This is a genomic window from Desnuesiella massiliensis, assembly GCF_001403615.1.
In the GTDB taxonomy this organism is placed as follows: domain Bacteria; phylum Bacillota; class Clostridia; order Clostridiales; family Clostridiaceae; genus Desnuesiella; species Desnuesiella massiliensis.
Genome location: NZ_LN879457.1, coordinates 194,987 through 211,430, shown reverse-complemented (window position 1 = coordinate 211,430; position 16,444 = coordinate 194,987). Strand labels below are relative to the sequence as shown.

Sequence of the window (16,444 nt, the reverse complement as noted above, 5' to 3'; positions counted from 1 at the left end):
CATTAAAAATTACCTTTCTTTATTATTGTAGTTACTTTCTGTAACTCATTAAAAAGCTTAATCTTCATATCTTTCAGCTCAAATTCAGTGGGCTTTGCTTTTCTGAACCAACATTTTCTCTATGACAATCTGCTTAACCATTCTATATCGTATTTCTTATGTTACCGTAAAACAAGCCTATTTGTGAAGATCAAAATATTACCCCCTTCATCGACTAGGTTATCTTTAATCTTCCTTCGTTATTCTCTACAAATTAGACGGCAGCATGGACGAATACTGCTCCACAATTCGTTCAGCGTTTTCCGCGATAGCGACAGTTCCGTCAATATTCAGGACGGGACAAGGGAGTGTCGCCGCCCACTGTTCATGAACCCTCCGGCATATCATCAATCCATCCGTGTCGTAGCTGCGGACACAGGCGAGGAAGTTCTTATGAGTCTTGAACATGTCGCCACCCGGGAGTATCCTCTCACCAAACCGAGCAAGCTCTCGGGCATTAACGCGTTCTACCCGCGTCTCGACAGGTGCCGAGTTAAACACAGCCAAGTCAAACATCGGCACGAAAGACGCATTATAGCTATCCATCGAGCCGGACATGACGAAGTACGGGAACTTGGATATATCCCCCATCAATAGTTCGATTCGCTCCTCCCGTGGCCGAGTGACCGTGAATGGGATCTCGGTATCCCAACGCCATAAATAGTCGTCCAAATCAAAATGCTGAAATCCAAGTCTCTTCGCAACCTCCCTGCCAAGCGTAGTAGTCCCAGATCCTGGTGAGCCGAATATTATAATACCTCTTGCCATTTGAACACCGTCCTTTGTATCAAGTTTTATACTCTGCTAATATACTAACATCAAAACAGCTTTGATTTAATTTCATATTATGCTTACTTTCTAGGTTCCTATGCCATAGGAACTATTTGCGGATGGATTGTTTTTAATATTATGAGTAAACTTTTTCATAAGCTTGCTTATAGAACAGTAACAAAAACATTCTCTAATGATGGAATAATTACCAAATTAGAAGCCCATCTATATATTGTGATTGCAATTATAAGTTCATTTTTAGGCTAAAAATATGATCTTAATGCTTTATTCATCAAGTGTAAAAGTAGGTTTAAGTTTACTTTAACGTATTTCTTATTGTTCGTTATATAATTACAAAATCGATGCAATTTTTAGCTAGTGTCGCTTTATAAGAAAAATACGAAGTAATTGAATCTACGAATTTGAATTTTCTTTGTTACAATACATTTCATAATCCATCGATTTTCCAGCATACTCTTCATTCCATCCATTCTCACGCTTTTGAACAAATTTAAAGCCAACGCTTTCATAATTCTTTTGTGCTGGTACCAATCGTTCATCTGTGGTAACTATAAGTTTTTTAACATTCTTATTAACAAGTCGTTTGACAGCCTCTTGCAATTGCATTTTCCCAAATTTGTTTCCTTTATACTCCGTTGCAATGCAATTATGACAAACTTCTATGTATTCTGGCATAGACCTTGGGTCCCAGCATATAAAACCAATTGGAATATCATTCAAAGTTGTAACAAAACCACATTCATCTGCTATATGTAAATTATCATAGAAAAAATCATCTTCTTCTTTCCATCGAGTTATCCACGTCTTTTCATATCTGCTTTCAAATGAATATGCATCTTTTAGTAGTTCAAACATAATTCCTCGTTGAAACTCACTAAATTTTTTAAATTCAATATTCTCCACAATGCCCACCTCCAGTTATATTTTAAAACTGCATCTTTGTAAAATCGTTTCTTCGCTATCATTTACTATCATGACTCAATAATGCATATTTTGTAAATACCGTATTATTCAATTTTTACCGATTCATGACTTACTTCACAGCTGCAATGAAAATAAAAACTGTTCTATTTTCATTGCAAAGAACATTTATGTCACACTTAATTACAAAAGCGACTTAATTTTTAGCTAATATTAATTAATAAGAATATTACGTTTCAACACTCTCCATATCACTTAAATAGTGAAATAATATATGCGAACTTTTATCAATATTTTATACATAAGATATTTAATCTGCTAAATCATGTCTTGTATTTCATAAAAAATATTTTCTATAATAGTATTTCTATTCTCATTTATCAGAGTATAAATATTAACTCCAGGAAATTTTTTTATTTCATCTATATCAGGATGTTTGTTATAAAAAAAGGTGTCCCACAAAAATATTATATTGTTTCTTATTTTAAGAAATATATATTATTACCTGGTCTCTTCTCTTAATTTCATCATTAAATGTTCAGTTATTCCTTCTCTATATAAACTAGGTATAGTACCTATTTCAATGTACCCTATTTTTTCATACAGTATTTTTGCATCTGGATTAAAATCTGCAACTACTAAAAACAGTTTTGTATTATCTTTAAAGCAAATATCCTCAAAGAATTGTAGTAGTTTTTTACCTATTCCATTATTACGACTTTCTTGGCTTACCGCGATAATATGTAGATATGGGAATGAATGAAATGCTCCATCTAAAATAAACCATATAAACCCTTTACAGTTCTGATTAATATCTAAGGCAACATATATTTCTTCTTTAGCAAATCCCTCTTCTAATGCCTTCCTAGCATTTCCTTTTTTTGAAAAATATCTTATCCCTAGTTCGGAATTTAATAATGCATCTTCACAATCATTTATAAAATCTATACTTCCCTTTATTATCGTAATTTCCATACAACACCTCTAACCTCAAATTCCATTCTCTTTAACTGTTTTTATTCTTTAAAGCTTTGTAATTCAAAATCCAATAGCATAAGCGCCGATTTCACATCTTCCTCTGAATTAATATATAACATTAGAAGCCTTGCTTCAGAATAGGCCGTACAGTAATGAACCCCGTTGCTTTCCTTTAAGTTTTCCATTTTGCACTGATTATTGCAAGCTATACATCCAAGCTTATCAAGTTCTGCTTTTAGTTGTGCTGAGATCTGCTGCTTTCTTGCAGCCAAGGCTTCTACTGTTTCTATAGAGAGACGAATTTCCAGACATATAGTATTGGCAGCTACATTCAGATTAAAAACATATTTGTCTGTATTACTTTTGTAAAACTGCAATATCCAATGTGGTGTATAATATTCATGTAATTTTATTTTAACCTTAAGAGGATAGTAGCTAACTATTTTTTTCAATAGACTTTCTAAAAATTCGCCCTTCGCCCCTGCTGTTTTATGTATATCTGCTCTAAATGGGTCTATCTGATCTCTTTTTGTACTCTCTTTCAAAACCATACTTCTATAATCAAGCTTATAGAACAACCCTTGCATTCTTACGTAGTCATCAGCAGTTAAATTCAAATGTATTTTTTGCATAATATAACTGAGAGCTAAAAGAAGGTTGTCCCATTGTTCACAATATATAGCAAACTCCGTACATTTATTCATTGTTTCTACGCAGTTGCCATTTTTATAGTATTCGTAGTAAAAACCAAAGTGCTGCAGCTTCTCCATCGGCTTGGTAAAAGACTGCTTATAATGGCTCTTCATCTGTTTCTTATCAATCCTTAAATACCACTTTGCTCCTTGCTCACATAGTTCACCAACAAATCCTGCAGAGTACAAGAATAAAAGAGCATTAGTAACATTGTGCAAGCTTTCTAGAGGTTCATCCTCTTGAAATATATCTAATGCTGTATAAATCTCTCTAAACAATTGTCGTAGTTCTTTCAATCCCAATATAATTTGCTCCGAATCGGTGTGGTCTATATCTGCCTGGGTTAACTCCACAGGAAAATCACAAATATTAAGTTCAAAAAATTTAAGTCTTTCTTCAAAGGCTTGGTTGTGAAAAAGCATAGGTATCCCCCCTAATATTCTCTTAATTTTTACTTGGTTGGCGGTTTCCAAAGTGGTACATCTGCAAAAGTAGTTTCTTTTACATTAGGGAGTACATCATATATTGAACATCCCATCTGTTTTTCAAAGTATTCTTTTATTTCAAAAGTAGCATTCCATCGTGAAACAGAAGTCGGCCATAAACCATATCTTCTTGCTACGTCAATAAATCTTTTTTCCAACATACAGAACCCATTGGCTAATGCTAAGCTATCGCACAACTGCAAGAGTCTGTCATAATCATCATAGGTACAATTTACAATATAATCTTTAATAAAAGCTTCTTCATCTTTCACTTCTTCTGTAAAATCATATTCCTTGATAGGATAAGAATGTGTCATAGAAATCCTTGCAACTTCATTCCATCCTTTTTCTGTGGAATAAAGATAACCTTCATATACATGCTTAGGTATAGTAACGATTCCAGCCCTACGCCCTATATCATGTAAAACTCCTAAAATATAAGCTTTATCAGCATCCATATTAGGACATTTCTCTGCAATATATTTTGCTGCTAATCCAACATTTATTGAATGTTCTGTCCATGGTCCTGGATTTAAACGTCCTGCTATTTCTAATTCCTTTTCTGCTGTTTCTTTACTGGGTAACATAAATAACCTCCCCTAAAAATATAAATAATCTCTCTTGGAATCTTTTATTATTATCTAAATATTACAAATTTATAATTGATACATATTATAAGAATGTTGCGAATTAAATGAAACAGATTATACTTATAAGCCCACTTTGAATTCGTCCACTACCAACCATTGAAAAGGTTCTTTTCTAAATGCATGGCAGAACATATTAGAGTTGTTTGAGAGCATATTTTTAATTCTAGTCTCATATAAAGGGTTTTCCATCATCTGAACAACTTCATTCATCTGAAACCACCCGACCTCAAGACTTTCTTCACTGATTGTTGGCATACCTGATTCATATTTACAGCAAAAATCTAAATTGACAATATCACTTTCAATGTTTTTATATACACCTATAAATCCCATAATAGTCACATGAATACCACTTTCTTCAAAAATCTCTCTGATAAGAGCTTCTTGTAAAGTTTCTCCTGGTTCAACCATTCCACCTGGAAACTCCCATCCTCTCCAAGGGTTCTTTACTAATAAAACTTCATTCTTATGATTTGTAACTAATCCTGCAACTGATACAAAATGATTTTTATCCATTATTTATCTCCTTTTTAATCTTTGACCTAATATATTCCTACCACAATGAGAACTCTTCACAAGTGAAATCTCATTGTGAACATTTGTCATAAACCAGCTAACAGAAGCTGTATAATTGGGCATGTTTAATTTACCTTGCTTTTTGCATTAAAATTAGAATCCCATTTCCTCCAGAAGCAATACGACAGTTTCAATTATCTTCGGACATACTTCGGTTTGCCTACCTGGAAATTTAGCTCTGGTTACTGTATCACGGACATCATAACCAAGAATCTCACGACAGAGGACAGTCCCTTTTCTTTTAACGCATTCTTCCATAAATTGAGAAGTAATTTCATAGCATTTTACCTTGGAAGCTTTATCATCTGCGATATATTGCCCATATCTTAATCCAATTATCATAACTGCACCAGCAACTGCTCCGCATACTTCACCGCACCGTAAACCTCCAGCAAATCCACAGGTAAGCTTCATGGAAAGTTGCTCATCCATTCCAAATTGTCTACAAAATGTACCCATAACAGCTTGTGAGCAATTAAAGCCACTATTGAACAATTCAAGTGCTTTTTGTACCTTTTCACTCATAACTACAACCCCTTCACAAAATATAAATAATTTTAATTCGTTATATTCTACAAAAATGACATAAGATTAAATTTACACCTTTTAATACTTATAATCTTCTAATTAAAATACCTTTCGTATTTGCTGAATCATTGCGATTATGATAAATCTTTTTTTGTTAAATCTATAGTACATATTATGGCATCGATTTTTTGTTCCTTGTCCGTTCCTTTCCAAACATCAATTTCGCCACCATCCATTGATGTCGTACCCTTTAAATAACCCTAATCTACTTTATAAAGAAAACCTGGATACTTGCACTGTTCCCTTCGGTCTATCAATAACAACCTCAGATTACTGAGCAAGACTATCTAATGCACTCCAAAATTCTGTGTTATACTCCATAAATCATTCCTCCGCTTATCGCACCTTCTATTATCTTGGATATAAGATTTTTTTAATATATTGAGATTCTGCAGAAATAAATTCTTGCATACTAGTCAATATAACATATTTATTTAGTGATACGTCGCCAGCTTCCCTATCTATAAATTGATCATGTAAAATGGACTCTTTCATTTTATCAATTTCATTACCCACAACAATATTTGCAATATCATAACCAACGGCATTTTCGAGCATTTTCCATATGGATGTACGCTGCGGGTTATGTAAGTACAGGTCATAATCTATTTCATATGTTTCTTTAGCATAAATATTTCCTGCACCTTTTTTTAAGCACTCTTCGTTCGCTAACTTGAAAGGCATACACATTTTTGCATTAGTTTGTATATCTGTAAGTATGTGAGCACAATAACCATAGATAAAATCAATATCCGTGGTATTCTTATTTTCCTGTAAAAAATTAAGTACATTTTTCGACCATTCTTCGTTGTTTGTAATTTCTCCCCATTTTTCACTTCCAACACATAGATGACTTAACTTTTTCATATCGCTATCGTAATTATCTCTGAAGTAAACTGAATCGGGCGCAAGAGACCCCAACATAAAGTCCCCAGGTTTCTTTATTTACGGTGTTGAGCTTACTATGTTATATGCGATACACAAATGAGCCATGGGATAAGCCATTTTCTCCTCCCCCTTTATTATATTTTTACAGTTACACCAACTGCTTTTCTTATTTTTCTTTTAAACATATTCTCATACTTAAATGGAATTATTATAATTTAGATAAGTTACTTCTGATAGCACTCACTTATTTCAGGAAAAATATCAACCTGCCCTAGTATATAATGTGTCCAGACGAAACTCATTCCTCATAATGCAAACTTATTTTTTATCATTTGCGCCACAATATCCGGCGAAAGATTTGAATTATTGATTTTCATGTAATTCTCTTTTGATATTTCGCCTTCTAATGAATTAAGACGATATTTTGACTCCAACTTCCTGAAAATGTACTCTAAGTGCTCAGTATTCCTTTTTGATGGCTTGTTAAAAAGCCTGTTCTCAGTTTTATTTCGGTCAATACGCAAGTCGAAGTCTGCTACTAATTCAACATAATATACCTCTGCTCCTCTTGAAATAAATAGCTTTTCAACATCATTAATATAATCCCAATCTTCTTTACTATCAAGTGCCCACATATACGTGAAAATCATCCCATATTCATCGCTTTTAGAATATGCCTCAAAAATTTCTTTCCTGAACAAGTTAGTTAATCGAATTCTTTCCTTCGGCATATTTTCAAATAAATTAGAAACAATATCTATTGTCATATGGTTATGAAATAATTTAAGTCCCGTTAATTTTGCAAGTTCTTGTCCTACGGTCATTTTTCCAACCGCATGCGGTCCGAATATAACAACAAGTTTCATTCTTCCACCTACCTAATATAAATAATGCTTGTTTCACTCTATACCATTATTCATATATGCTACACTTAAATCTAACAGATCATATATAAATATAGCTATTTTCTCATGATTTCATCTTCAATGCTTTGTTGATAGTTTCTTGAATAATAGGGCTACAACATTTACCTAAAGGATTATTAATCTCACACTTTCCATTCTTCATTGCCCCTGTAAGCCTAACAATATCCTTTATATCTTTTGCTCCCTCATTAATCACTGCATTAATAATTTGTTCTTCCGTTACTTGGTTGCAATAACATATATATTTAGGACTAGCGTCTTTTTTATACCAAATAGGAATTTTCATATCTGGTTTTTTAAATATTACATTTGCATTTAAATCATAATAAACAACATCACAATCTTCATTTAAACAAATACGATAATTAGCCTCACTCACTTTGTTTACAAGGCTATCAAGTATAAAATGCCTGACAGTTATTCCTTTTACTTCTTTAGTATCCCCGTTACATGAGGGACATACAGAAAGTCGTTCTGTTGAACTAACAGAATTTTCTTTACTTGCTCAGCAAGACATTTTTATATCTTTATTTTTCATCTTTTGCACCTCCAAAATTAGGCTATTAGGACATAATATCTTACGCCTATCTAAATATTGTAAACTTAAAATTGAGCAACTATATAATAATTATACAAATTGCCACTGCATCGCATCATGTTTATAATGCATAGTTTAAAAGTTCTATGATTTCATCAATGGTATTTTCAATAAATTTAATATTATCATCCATTAAAATAAATTTAATTGGCTCACTATAAGGACTTACACCTGAATCATATTGATGAAGCACAATATCTCTATATTCTTCTGCTTCTTTTGCTTCAATTATATTTCTTATATCTACACCTTGAGAATCAGCTAAAAGTGTCCAAACTTCATTTTTCCATTTATAAAAATTAAATAATCCAAAATCATTCTGACTCTTGTCGTTATAAAATGCACGCCCTCTATCTTGTAGTGGTAATCCTTCCTGTGTGTATTTTTCTTTAAAAGGTATATATATTTTTTCATTATCACTAATATCAACTAAAATATGAATAAAATAACCTAAGAAAAAATCAAAGTCTGGATGATTTCGATAAGAACGTAGTAACGAAAGAGTATTATCACGCCATTCTTGATTATTTGTAACCATACACCAACCCTCATTTCCAACACAATAATGAGAATTTTTCTTCATATCCCTATTATAATCCTTCCTGACATGAACACAGTCAGGAGATATTGTTCCTAAATAAAAGCTATTTAAATTTCTAGCAATGGTAATTTTATCATTTATCCCTTTAGCTACTGCGAGATGAGTCATTACAAAAGACATCTTTATCACCCCAATTATCACCTTTATTCGTCATTTTGAGTTAAAGTAACTGGCAATTCTCACAGTAGTAGATACTCCCACCTAAATAGGTTTCCTTTTTTATAATTCCACCGCATGAAATACAAGAAGAGCCTACATTATTTTTGCTCATCATAGTTTTATATCCACCATTGTTCCCATGCAGATCCTTTTCTGTATCTCTTCCACCAAGTTCCGCCATTTTGGAAAGAACAGCTTTAATGGCACTATACAAAGCTTCCTTATTCTCATCTTTCAATGTACTAACTTTTCGTTTTGGATGAATTTTAGCTTCCCATAAAATATCTTGCAACACACCGTTTCCAAGCCCAGGTATTCGCTGCTCAGTTGCAAGAAAAGCCTTTATACTTAGCTTCTGCATAGTCTGCGAGGATATTAATTTATCAAAATAAGTTTTATTAAATTTATCAGATATTGGGGATGGTTTTTCCTTCCCAATCTTGTAATAGAGATATTGGAACTCGTCCTCATCGACAAAACACCATATTCCTCCATACATCTGAACCGATGCACTAACTGAAGAAAAATCATTGAACTCTAATAGAAGCTGATGTTTTGCAGGACGCTTCTCACCTTGTTTATGATATCTAAATGCTACTCCATCACCAACTAGTATCGTTGCATTGCCAGTCTTAATTTCAACCATACCTGCACAGGCAGTTGCCATGTTAATAGTCTTTCCCACAAGTAGCTCACGATATTTTTGTGGATCTCCATGATACCACGCAAATTTGTGAGGAGTATGTTCAGCTACAACATTTACAATCTGCTTTTCACTGATTGTGTTGTTAATCTGACTTGCAAGTGTTAAAGCCTCAGGTATCTCAATCATTATTATCCCTCCAATTATTTATAATAAGCTTTATTAGATGCGCTTAATACATATCATGAACTAATAAAACTAACCCTTATATAGTTTTTTCAATTCATTAACCATCTTGCTCCATAGTTTATAAGACTGATTAATACTTTCTGAACAGGCACCTAATCTAACAACGTCTAATAGTTGTTCTTCACAGCTTTCGGGTTTTATATGAAAATTCTTAATGAAATTAAGTGTTCTTTTTCGACTTGGAAAGTAAGTTTTATTAATAGCAAACAGGGCTTGAAGGAAATGGTCGATTGCTATATCCATGGCAAAATGATAAAAGAGTACATCTTTTCTGGTTACTGCACGTTCTAAATCCTCTATATCTTCAAGTTCATCCAAATGGTATTGTGTTAGTATTTTTGCTAACTTATCGGGATATTCGAACAATCTTTCTTTTAATGAATATAAAAAACTATTTTTATCACATAAAACATTGATATTCTTTAACATAGCACAACGACCTATAGGATAATAATAGTTGTCCAATTTATCTGGAAAATCTCCATTTAGTATAGATTCTACATCATTTAAAGTTTCATCTACTGTAAAATACATTAACCAAGTCTCAATACCGTTTATAAGTACAAAATCTCCGCTTCCCCAATGTCCCCTTTCGAAGACGTTGATTTTGCCTTCTTGTAATAAGTCACCTAATTGGTCTACTATGGCTTGTCTTTTCTCAAATACAGGTATTACATCACAATATATAAAAACATCAATATCACCCTCACCTGCTTTGGGGATTTCCTTTTTGCTTCCACTTATACCAATTGATTGCACTTCCTTCATTGTGGAAATACTATCTGTTAATAACTGTATAACTTCTTCTGTATTAAAATCCATGGCTTTCCCCCCTTAAAAAATATTAGCTTTAGTTCGTTATATTGTGCTATTATCTAAATATTGCGAATTTATCACTGATGAATATATAAGAATAGTGCATAATAACTTAATAAATTCCTCTAAAAAAATATAATTAAAAAAACTCCTCGTTCAGAAATTTCCGCGTTTCTTCGAGCTCTAAAATCCTTATTAAGTCCTCCTTACTAAAGAATTGTACTTTGTCAATTTCTTCATCTCGTGATTTCAAATCTCCTCTATAACCCAAATACTCCACATAAAACATGCTTGTTTCTTGACTGTCATATTTATGTGCTTCATGGAATGTAAAACAAATCTTTTTATCAAACTTACTAATTATTCTATAATTATCGGAACCAGTTTCTTCTTTTAATTCTCTTAAGAGTGCGGCTTCCAAATCTTGATCTGATTCTTTAACACCGCCTTTTGGAAAATCCCAATGTCCTATAATATTTTCATTATTGCTTATGCTCTTAACCTTATGAACTAATAAATATTCATTATTTTGAAATACCACTGCACCAACCGCTTTTCTTATTTTCATTTTAAATATACTCTCCTATTTCTTCCTGGCTAAATATAGCACCACGAACTGGGGCTTTAATATTTCATTACCATGCCTTTTTATTATCTCTGTAATTCCATTAAAAAGTTTATCCCTTATGCTTTGTTCTAGTGCCTGATGTGCAGAATTGGTGTTAAATAATGAAATGAAATCTTCGCTTGAATACTTATCAAACCATTGGTGCTTCTTTACAATTAAATCCTTAAATAACCCTGTTTTGTTGGTAGCTTTTATTCTTTCATCTATTATTTCTTCTACTTGATTTGACTTATTATAATCTAGATGAGGTGCGTATTTCTGATAACATTCACTTATTTCAGAAAAAGTATCGCCCTGACCTGGTATGTGATGTGTCCAGAAGAAACCTATTACTCCATGATCTTTTAGTAAACCAGCTATCTTTTTATAGCCTATATCTTGATTTACCCAATGAAATGCCGTAGCAGATATTGCAAGATCATATTTCTCACCTTTGTCTTCCCATTCCTCAAAGGACGAATTATAAATATTAACATTATCATAGGCTTTAAAATTCTCTGCGGCGATTTTAGCTAACTCACTTCCGAGTTCAATGGCTGTTATATTTCCATAGCCTAAATTTATAAAACCACTAGTTGCTTGTCCAGTACCACAGCCTATTTCAAGTATGCTGTCATGCTCCTTTAAGTTTGAGTATTCAATAATGTCTTTAAATACTTCTTTAGGATATTTAGGTCTTATTCTATCATACTCATTGGCTACTTTATCAAATAAATATTTTCTTTCTATAGCGTAAACCTCCTAGCTACTTAAATATTCGCAACATTTTACCGTTATCTAATTATTGCAAATTTATGATTGATCAACTATATAACAAGTATGCGAATTAAAAAGTGCTGTCAAAATAATTATCATTTTCTACTTTGCAAATTCGTATCATATATTTTGAATACCACATTTTCTTTCCCATTTCCTTTGCTTTCATGTGTGGAACATTGTATTTCCACTCATTAATACTCTCTATAGAATCCCAGTATGATATTGTCATCCCAAAACCGTCTTCATCTCTTACACTTTCTGCTCCTAAAAAGCCTTTTTGTTTAGAAACAATATTAACTATATCGTCTGAAACTTTTCCATATCCATTATCACCTGAAGTTCTTATGGATGTAAAAATAACTGCATAATAAGGTGGTTTAGGTGTTTTTACTATTCCGTTCATATAAAAGGACCTCCCATTGAAAATTAATATTTCATCACTTTGTTATCTTGAGAATATCAAATTACATCTTTAAGGGTACGCTACCCCTACGTATTTATGATATTAGATAGTTCTTTTTGATATACTCAACCCATTTATCTTGAAGCTGGACCTCTGTCATGTTAAAAATATCTACAAAATTATTAGGAAATTTTATTAAACTATATAGCTTATCATAGCCAAATTCATTAATTATTGATTCTACTATGGTATAGGAGTATTGATAACCATTACGCTTGAAAAATGTTTCAAAATCATCGCCAGTATCTAACTCTTTAAATGTAGGAATCATATCACTTAATAATCCATCTTTTACGGTTTTTCGTATCCAATTTTCATCATTATCTTTTGCTTCAAAACATGCAATTCCCTCATTTAGCCATCTTGGTGTATCTTTATTTATTAGATTTAATATGATATGTACAAATTCATGAATAGCCGTATTTATCACATTATCAAATTCTGAACCTGGTGGTGGATTTAGAGGAGACGCTATTACAATTTTACCTATCCCAAGTCCCCCTCTTACCCAGTCAGGTGCATTTGGAAATCCTAAGGCAATATGAAGTTCATTAAGGTCTGAATGAACCTCTATAGTCAATTTTTCTTTAATCTGCTCATTGAAATTATTAGTAATCCTATCATAACTATTTTCAAGAACATCTAAAATTTCGTCTATACATGTCTTATCTAATTCCGTGTAGCGAATTATAAAATGTTGACTTTCTTTTACTAGATTTGGTTTATTATCTTTTTCTTTATGCATATCTTTAACCTCTATATTATCTGAGCATTCTTTTTTTCTTCTCTCTATCATTTTAGTTCTTTCTTTCAAGATGTCGCTTTATTTAATAATTTACCATTATTTGAACATTCTAAATTTAAAGCTTCTCATCCAAATAAAAACAATATTTTTATAGAGTAATCCAATAGCGTTGTATCACTTCCTCATTTTCTAACACTTCATTTTCAAGTACTCCGCCATTTTTTACTATGGTTCTTGATGAAGCTACATTGCTTTTGTTACAGGTAATCAAGACCTTGTCCATATCTTTTTCTCTACATACATCAAGAGCTAATCTTAACATCTCTGATGCATAACCTTTTTTTCTTTCTATAGGACGAATTCCATAGCCGATATGTCCTCCATAATTGTATAAATAATCATTTAGACCATACCTTATATCTATAGCGCCTAAAATTCTATTATCTCCGTTATGCACAAGAAAAAATATATCAGAAGGTACTCTGCCCTCTGGTAAATTGATGCCTTCTGACTGCTTTTTAGATTTTTTCAAATATTCGTTATAATCATCAGTTTCCCCTTTAAGTGCAAAGGGCGTCATTTTCTCATTTGCGTTCTCAATTTCTCTAATAATGGAATACCATTCTTCCCTATATTCATCCCTTGGAAACTCTAATTTTAAATTTTTCATATCCTATCCTCCACAAACATATCTTAAGTTAATAATTTTCTGTATTAAAAGTCTTTCATTATCTAATAAGCTGTCATTAACTTTCTAGAAATCTCGTTTTACTAAAATCATTTAAGGCTATCATTTATAAAATTAATGCTTTTCTGCATTGCTTCTTTATTGTTTAATATGTTATTTCTTTTCTTATTATCAAAATCTAATTCTATAATTAATATCCCTCCACAATTTTCTTTTACAGCTTTATGTTCAAAGTCATTATCAAAGTCACTTAAATACATACTTTTGATAAAATCTTTATACTTCTTTGATGTTTTAAAAATCAGAAATATGCCAAAAGCACAGTGTGTTGTATCAAATGTTAAGTCTATACACTATTATTACCTATAAACTTAAATATCTCAGGAAACTTCTATGATGACTATAAGGTAAATTCTCTGTTGCTGTACGAATATCTTTAGTTTTTCATTAATCAATCATATTCTGCTTATGAAGTTCATCCACTCCCTTGAATTTATCATCAAAATATTCCCCATTCGCCATGTGCAAACTATTATTTTTGAACTAAAAATTTATGCTATCTCAATACTTTTCTTGATCTAATGATATTCACTCTATTTTCTAGGGAAAGCAAAAAATTCTAATGACGTGTGAATACTTAATAAAACTTCTTTTCAAACTCAGATCTTGAAACATCAATAAATTTTTGATTAAGAAATAATTCAATATTATTGCATTATGTACTTGCAATAATGTCTAAAATCTCCCTATAGTCTTGGTTTAATATACGACTGCTGACACCGAAATTTCCATATAATCATTCTCTGCTATTTCTTATTACTTTTAACAATTAAGCCACCTTATCTCACGGTTCCATATTTAATTAATTATACAAAATGAAACCAATAATTTCAAATATTTAGAATAATTGAACATAAAATATATTTGCATATACTAATCGTATACTAACGTATACTAATGACGCAAAAATATTAAGATATTTTTACAATTAGGTAAATTAAAAACATTTATATAAAATTTTTGTTATAATTGAGTTACCACACAGCAATAATGACAAGTATCTATGCATAAATGTTTTAAAGTTTGACCCTTACCCACTTTGGTAGACACGAGGAACTCGTGTTATACTAAAAGTGAAGGGAATGATTTTAATGAATAACCATTATAGTGCAGAATTTAAATTAGAAGCAGTAAAGAGAATAGAGAGAACTAAGGAACCCGTTTCAAAGGTAGCAGCAGATCTAGGGATAAAACCTACAACACTTCAAGGGTGGGTAAAAAAATATAAACAATCTCCTAATGCTCCTTTCCCTGGTAGTGGTAATTTAAGTCCTGAAGATGAAAAACTCAGAAAGCTAGAAAGAGAGAATCGAGAGCTTAAAGAGGAAATTGAGATACTAAAAAAAGCGGCAGCTTTCTTCGCCAAGAACCTAAAGTAAAAAGGTTTGAATTTATCAAAGCTAACTGCAATAAATATCGTATAGCGAAGCTGTGTGAAGTCCTCTGTGTTTCTAGAAGCAGTTACTATGCATGGGATAAAAGACCTCAAAGTAAAAGAGAAATAGAAAATAGAAGTCTATTAAGAAAAATCCAAACTATCCACAATAAAAGCGGCAAGGTTTTTGGGTCTATTAAGATTACTCAAATTATAAATAAAGAAGAACCTAAGCCTATTAACCATAAAAGAGTAGAACGACTAATGAGTGAGAATGGTATAAGATCAAGGGTTTCTAAGAAATTTAGGGCAACCACTAAATCTAATCATAAGCTTCCAGTTGCAGAAAATATCCTTAATCGCGGTTTCTCTGTAGACAAACCTAATGTAAAAATGGTTAGCGATATAACCTACCTGTGGACAGATGAGGGCTGGCTATACATAGCTGGGGTTATGGATTTATGTGGACAGAAGATTGTTGGATTATCAATGAGTGAAAGAATGACTAAAGAACTAGTAATTAATGCCTTAAATGATGCTTATCAACGCGCTGGAAAGCCTAACGGCGTCATTTTACACTCTGATAGAGGGTCTCAGTACTGTTCTTATGACTATCAAAATCTTATAAAAAAGTATGGATTTATATGTAGCATGTCACGCAAAGGTAACTGCTGGGACAACGCTCCTATGGAGTCCTTTTGGGGTAAACTTAAGTGCGAATGGCTCTATGGAAAGCACTTTAAAACCCGTGATGAAGCTAGAGCAGCTGTTTTTGAATATGTTCAGATATTTTATAACAGACAGAGAATCCATGCTTCTAATGGCTATTTAACTCCAGATGAGTTTTATAATAGAGCAAATAAAAAAGTAACTGCAGCTTAAAAATGAAATAACTAGTTATTCTACGAGAAAATGAGATATAACGAGTTTAGTGTGTCTATTTTATTGGGGAAAGGGCAGTTTAATTATATCTAATGAAGCATTAATATACAATTTTTTAGAATTAATTTTTGATTTATATCTAACTAAAGTACAATTAAAGCACCTTGAAAATGTCATAGAAAAATATTCTTTTCATAATCCTCATTGTAAAAGATACAACTGTGTATGATCATCAAATTTTA

The 16,444-nt window shown here is 32.0% G+C and carries 20 protein-coding genes; 1 reads left to right on the top strand and 19 read right to left on the bottom strand.

Features of this window, described 5'->3' with window-relative positions; all coding sequences use genetic code 11:
- Positions 1-246: 246 nt before the first annotated feature.
- The 19 genes from BN2665_RS18880 to BN2665_RS27115 form a co-directional block, all read right to left on the bottom strand.
- Positions 247-807 (bottom strand): P-loop NTPase family protein, encoded by a 561-nt coding sequence (locus BN2665_RS18880; protein WP_055668673.1) that lies wholly within the window; start codon positions 805-807, stop codon positions 247-249.
- Between the two features lie 417 nt (positions 808-1,224).
- Positions 1,225-1,734, bottom strand: a complete 510-nt coding sequence (locus tag BN2665_RS18875) for a GNAT family N-acetyltransferase (RefSeq protein WP_242865987.1) — start codon at positions 1,732-1,734, stop codon at positions 1,225-1,227.
- Between the two features lie 519 nt (positions 1,735-2,253).
- Entirely contained in the window at positions 2,254-2,727 is a 474-nt protein-coding gene (locus tag BN2665_RS18870) for a GNAT family N-acetyltransferase (protein ID WP_055668672.1), read from the bottom strand.
- Between the two features lie 41 nt (positions 2,728-2,768).
- On the bottom strand, positions 2,769-3,845 hold the full coding sequence (locus BN2665_RS18865) for a hypothetical protein (protein ID WP_055668671.1): 1,077 nt from the start codon (positions 3,843-3,845) through the stop codon (positions 2,769-2,771).
- Between the two features lie 29 nt (positions 3,846-3,874).
- Entirely contained in the window at positions 3,875-4,495 is a 621-nt protein-coding gene (locus BN2665_RS18860) for an HDOD domain-containing protein (RefSeq protein ID WP_055668670.1), read from the bottom strand.
- 123 nt (positions 4,496-4,618) lie between these two features.
- Positions 4,619-5,074 carry an NUDIX hydrolase gene (locus BN2665_RS18855; RefSeq protein WP_055668669.1) on the bottom strand — a complete coding sequence of 152 codons (456 nt, stop codon included), beginning with the start codon at positions 5,072-5,074 and terminating at the stop codon, positions 4,619-4,621.
- A gap of 153 nt (positions 5,075-5,227) precedes the next feature.
- Entirely contained in the window at positions 5,228-5,659 is a 432-nt protein-coding gene (locus tag BN2665_RS18850; RefSeq protein WP_055668668.1) for a C-GCAxxG-C-C family protein, read from the bottom strand.
- A gap of 414 nt (positions 5,660-6,073) precedes the next feature.
- A complete protein-coding gene (locus tag BN2665_RS18845) occupies positions 6,074-6,646 on the bottom strand; it encodes a hypothetical protein (protein WP_055668667.1) in 573 nt (190 codons plus the stop codon).
- Positions 6,647-6,915: 269 nt separating this feature from the next.
- Positions 6,916-7,476: a DEAD/DEAH box helicase family protein gene (locus tag BN2665_RS18840; RefSeq protein WP_055668666.1), complete on the bottom strand. Its 561-nt coding sequence runs from the start codon at positions 7,474-7,476 to the stop codon at positions 6,916-6,918.
- A 103-nt stretch (positions 7,477-7,579) separates the two neighbouring features.
- The gene (locus tag BN2665_RS18835; RefSeq protein ID WP_423229869.1) at positions 7,580-8,074 is read right to left on the bottom strand and encodes a Csac_0668 family 2Fe-2S cluster-binding (seleno)protein; all 495 of its coding nucleotides are present in this window, start codon (positions 8,072-8,074) and stop codon (positions 7,580-7,582) included.
- 121 nt (positions 8,075-8,195) lie between these two features.
- Positions 8,196-8,855 (bottom strand): zinc dependent phospholipase C family protein, encoded by a 660-nt coding sequence (locus BN2665_RS18830; protein WP_055668664.1) that lies wholly within the window; start codon positions 8,853-8,855, stop codon positions 8,196-8,198.
- Positions 8,856-8,895: 40 nt separating this feature from the next.
- Positions 8,896-9,726 carry a formamidopyrimidine-DNA glycosylase gene (locus BN2665_RS18825; RefSeq protein ID WP_055668663.1) on the bottom strand — a complete coding sequence of 277 codons (831 nt, stop codon included), beginning with the start codon at positions 9,724-9,726 and terminating at the stop codon, positions 8,896-8,898.
- 69 nt (positions 9,727-9,795) lie between these two features.
- A complete protein-coding gene (locus BN2665_RS18820; protein WP_055668662.1) occupies positions 9,796-10,608 on the bottom strand; it encodes a DUF4037 domain-containing protein in 813 nt (270 codons plus the stop codon).
- Positions 10,609-10,741: 133 nt separating this feature from the next.
- Positions 10,742-11,170, bottom strand: coding sequence for an NUDIX hydrolase (locus BN2665_RS18815; protein WP_055668661.1), 429 nt, complete (start codon positions 11,168-11,170; stop codon positions 10,742-10,744).
- A gap of 15 nt (positions 11,171-11,185) precedes the next feature.
- Entirely contained in the window at positions 11,186-11,911 is a 726-nt protein-coding gene (locus tag BN2665_RS27915) for a class I SAM-dependent methyltransferase (protein WP_423229883.1), read from the bottom strand.
- 145 nt (positions 11,912-12,056) lie between these two features.
- Positions 12,057-12,392, bottom strand: a complete 336-nt coding sequence (locus BN2665_RS18810; protein ID WP_055668660.1) for an antibiotic biosynthesis monooxygenase family protein — start codon at positions 12,390-12,392, stop codon at positions 12,057-12,059.
- A gap of 94 nt (positions 12,393-12,486) precedes the next feature.
- Positions 12,487-13,248 carry a gluzincin family metallopeptidase gene (locus BN2665_RS18805; protein ID WP_055668659.1) on the bottom strand — a complete coding sequence of 254 codons (762 nt, stop codon included), beginning with the start codon at positions 13,246-13,248 and terminating at the stop codon, positions 12,487-12,489.
- A gap of 97 nt (positions 13,249-13,345) precedes the next feature.
- Positions 13,346-13,867, bottom strand: coding sequence for a GNAT family N-acetyltransferase (locus tag BN2665_RS18800; RefSeq protein ID WP_055668658.1), 522 nt, complete (start codon positions 13,865-13,867; stop codon positions 13,346-13,348).
- A 107-nt stretch (positions 13,868-13,974) separates the two neighbouring features.
- On the bottom strand, positions 13,975-14,145 hold the full coding sequence (locus tag BN2665_RS27115) for a hypothetical protein (protein WP_154674988.1): 171 nt from the start codon (positions 14,143-14,145) through the stop codon (positions 13,975-13,977).
- 882 nt (positions 14,146-15,027) lie between these two features.
- Between BN2665_RS27115 and BN2665_RS18790 the strand changes: the two genes are divergently transcribed.
- Positions 15,028-16,202, top strand: a protein-coding gene (locus BN2665_RS18790) for an IS3 family transposase (RefSeq protein WP_154674979.1) whose coding sequence is annotated in 2 segments (ribosomal slippage) — positions 15,028-15,295 and positions 15,295-16,202 — 1,176 coding nt in all. Because the reading frame shifts where the segments join, the coding sequence is not laid out codon by codon here.
- The last annotated feature ends 242 nt before the right edge of the window (positions 16,203-16,444 follow it).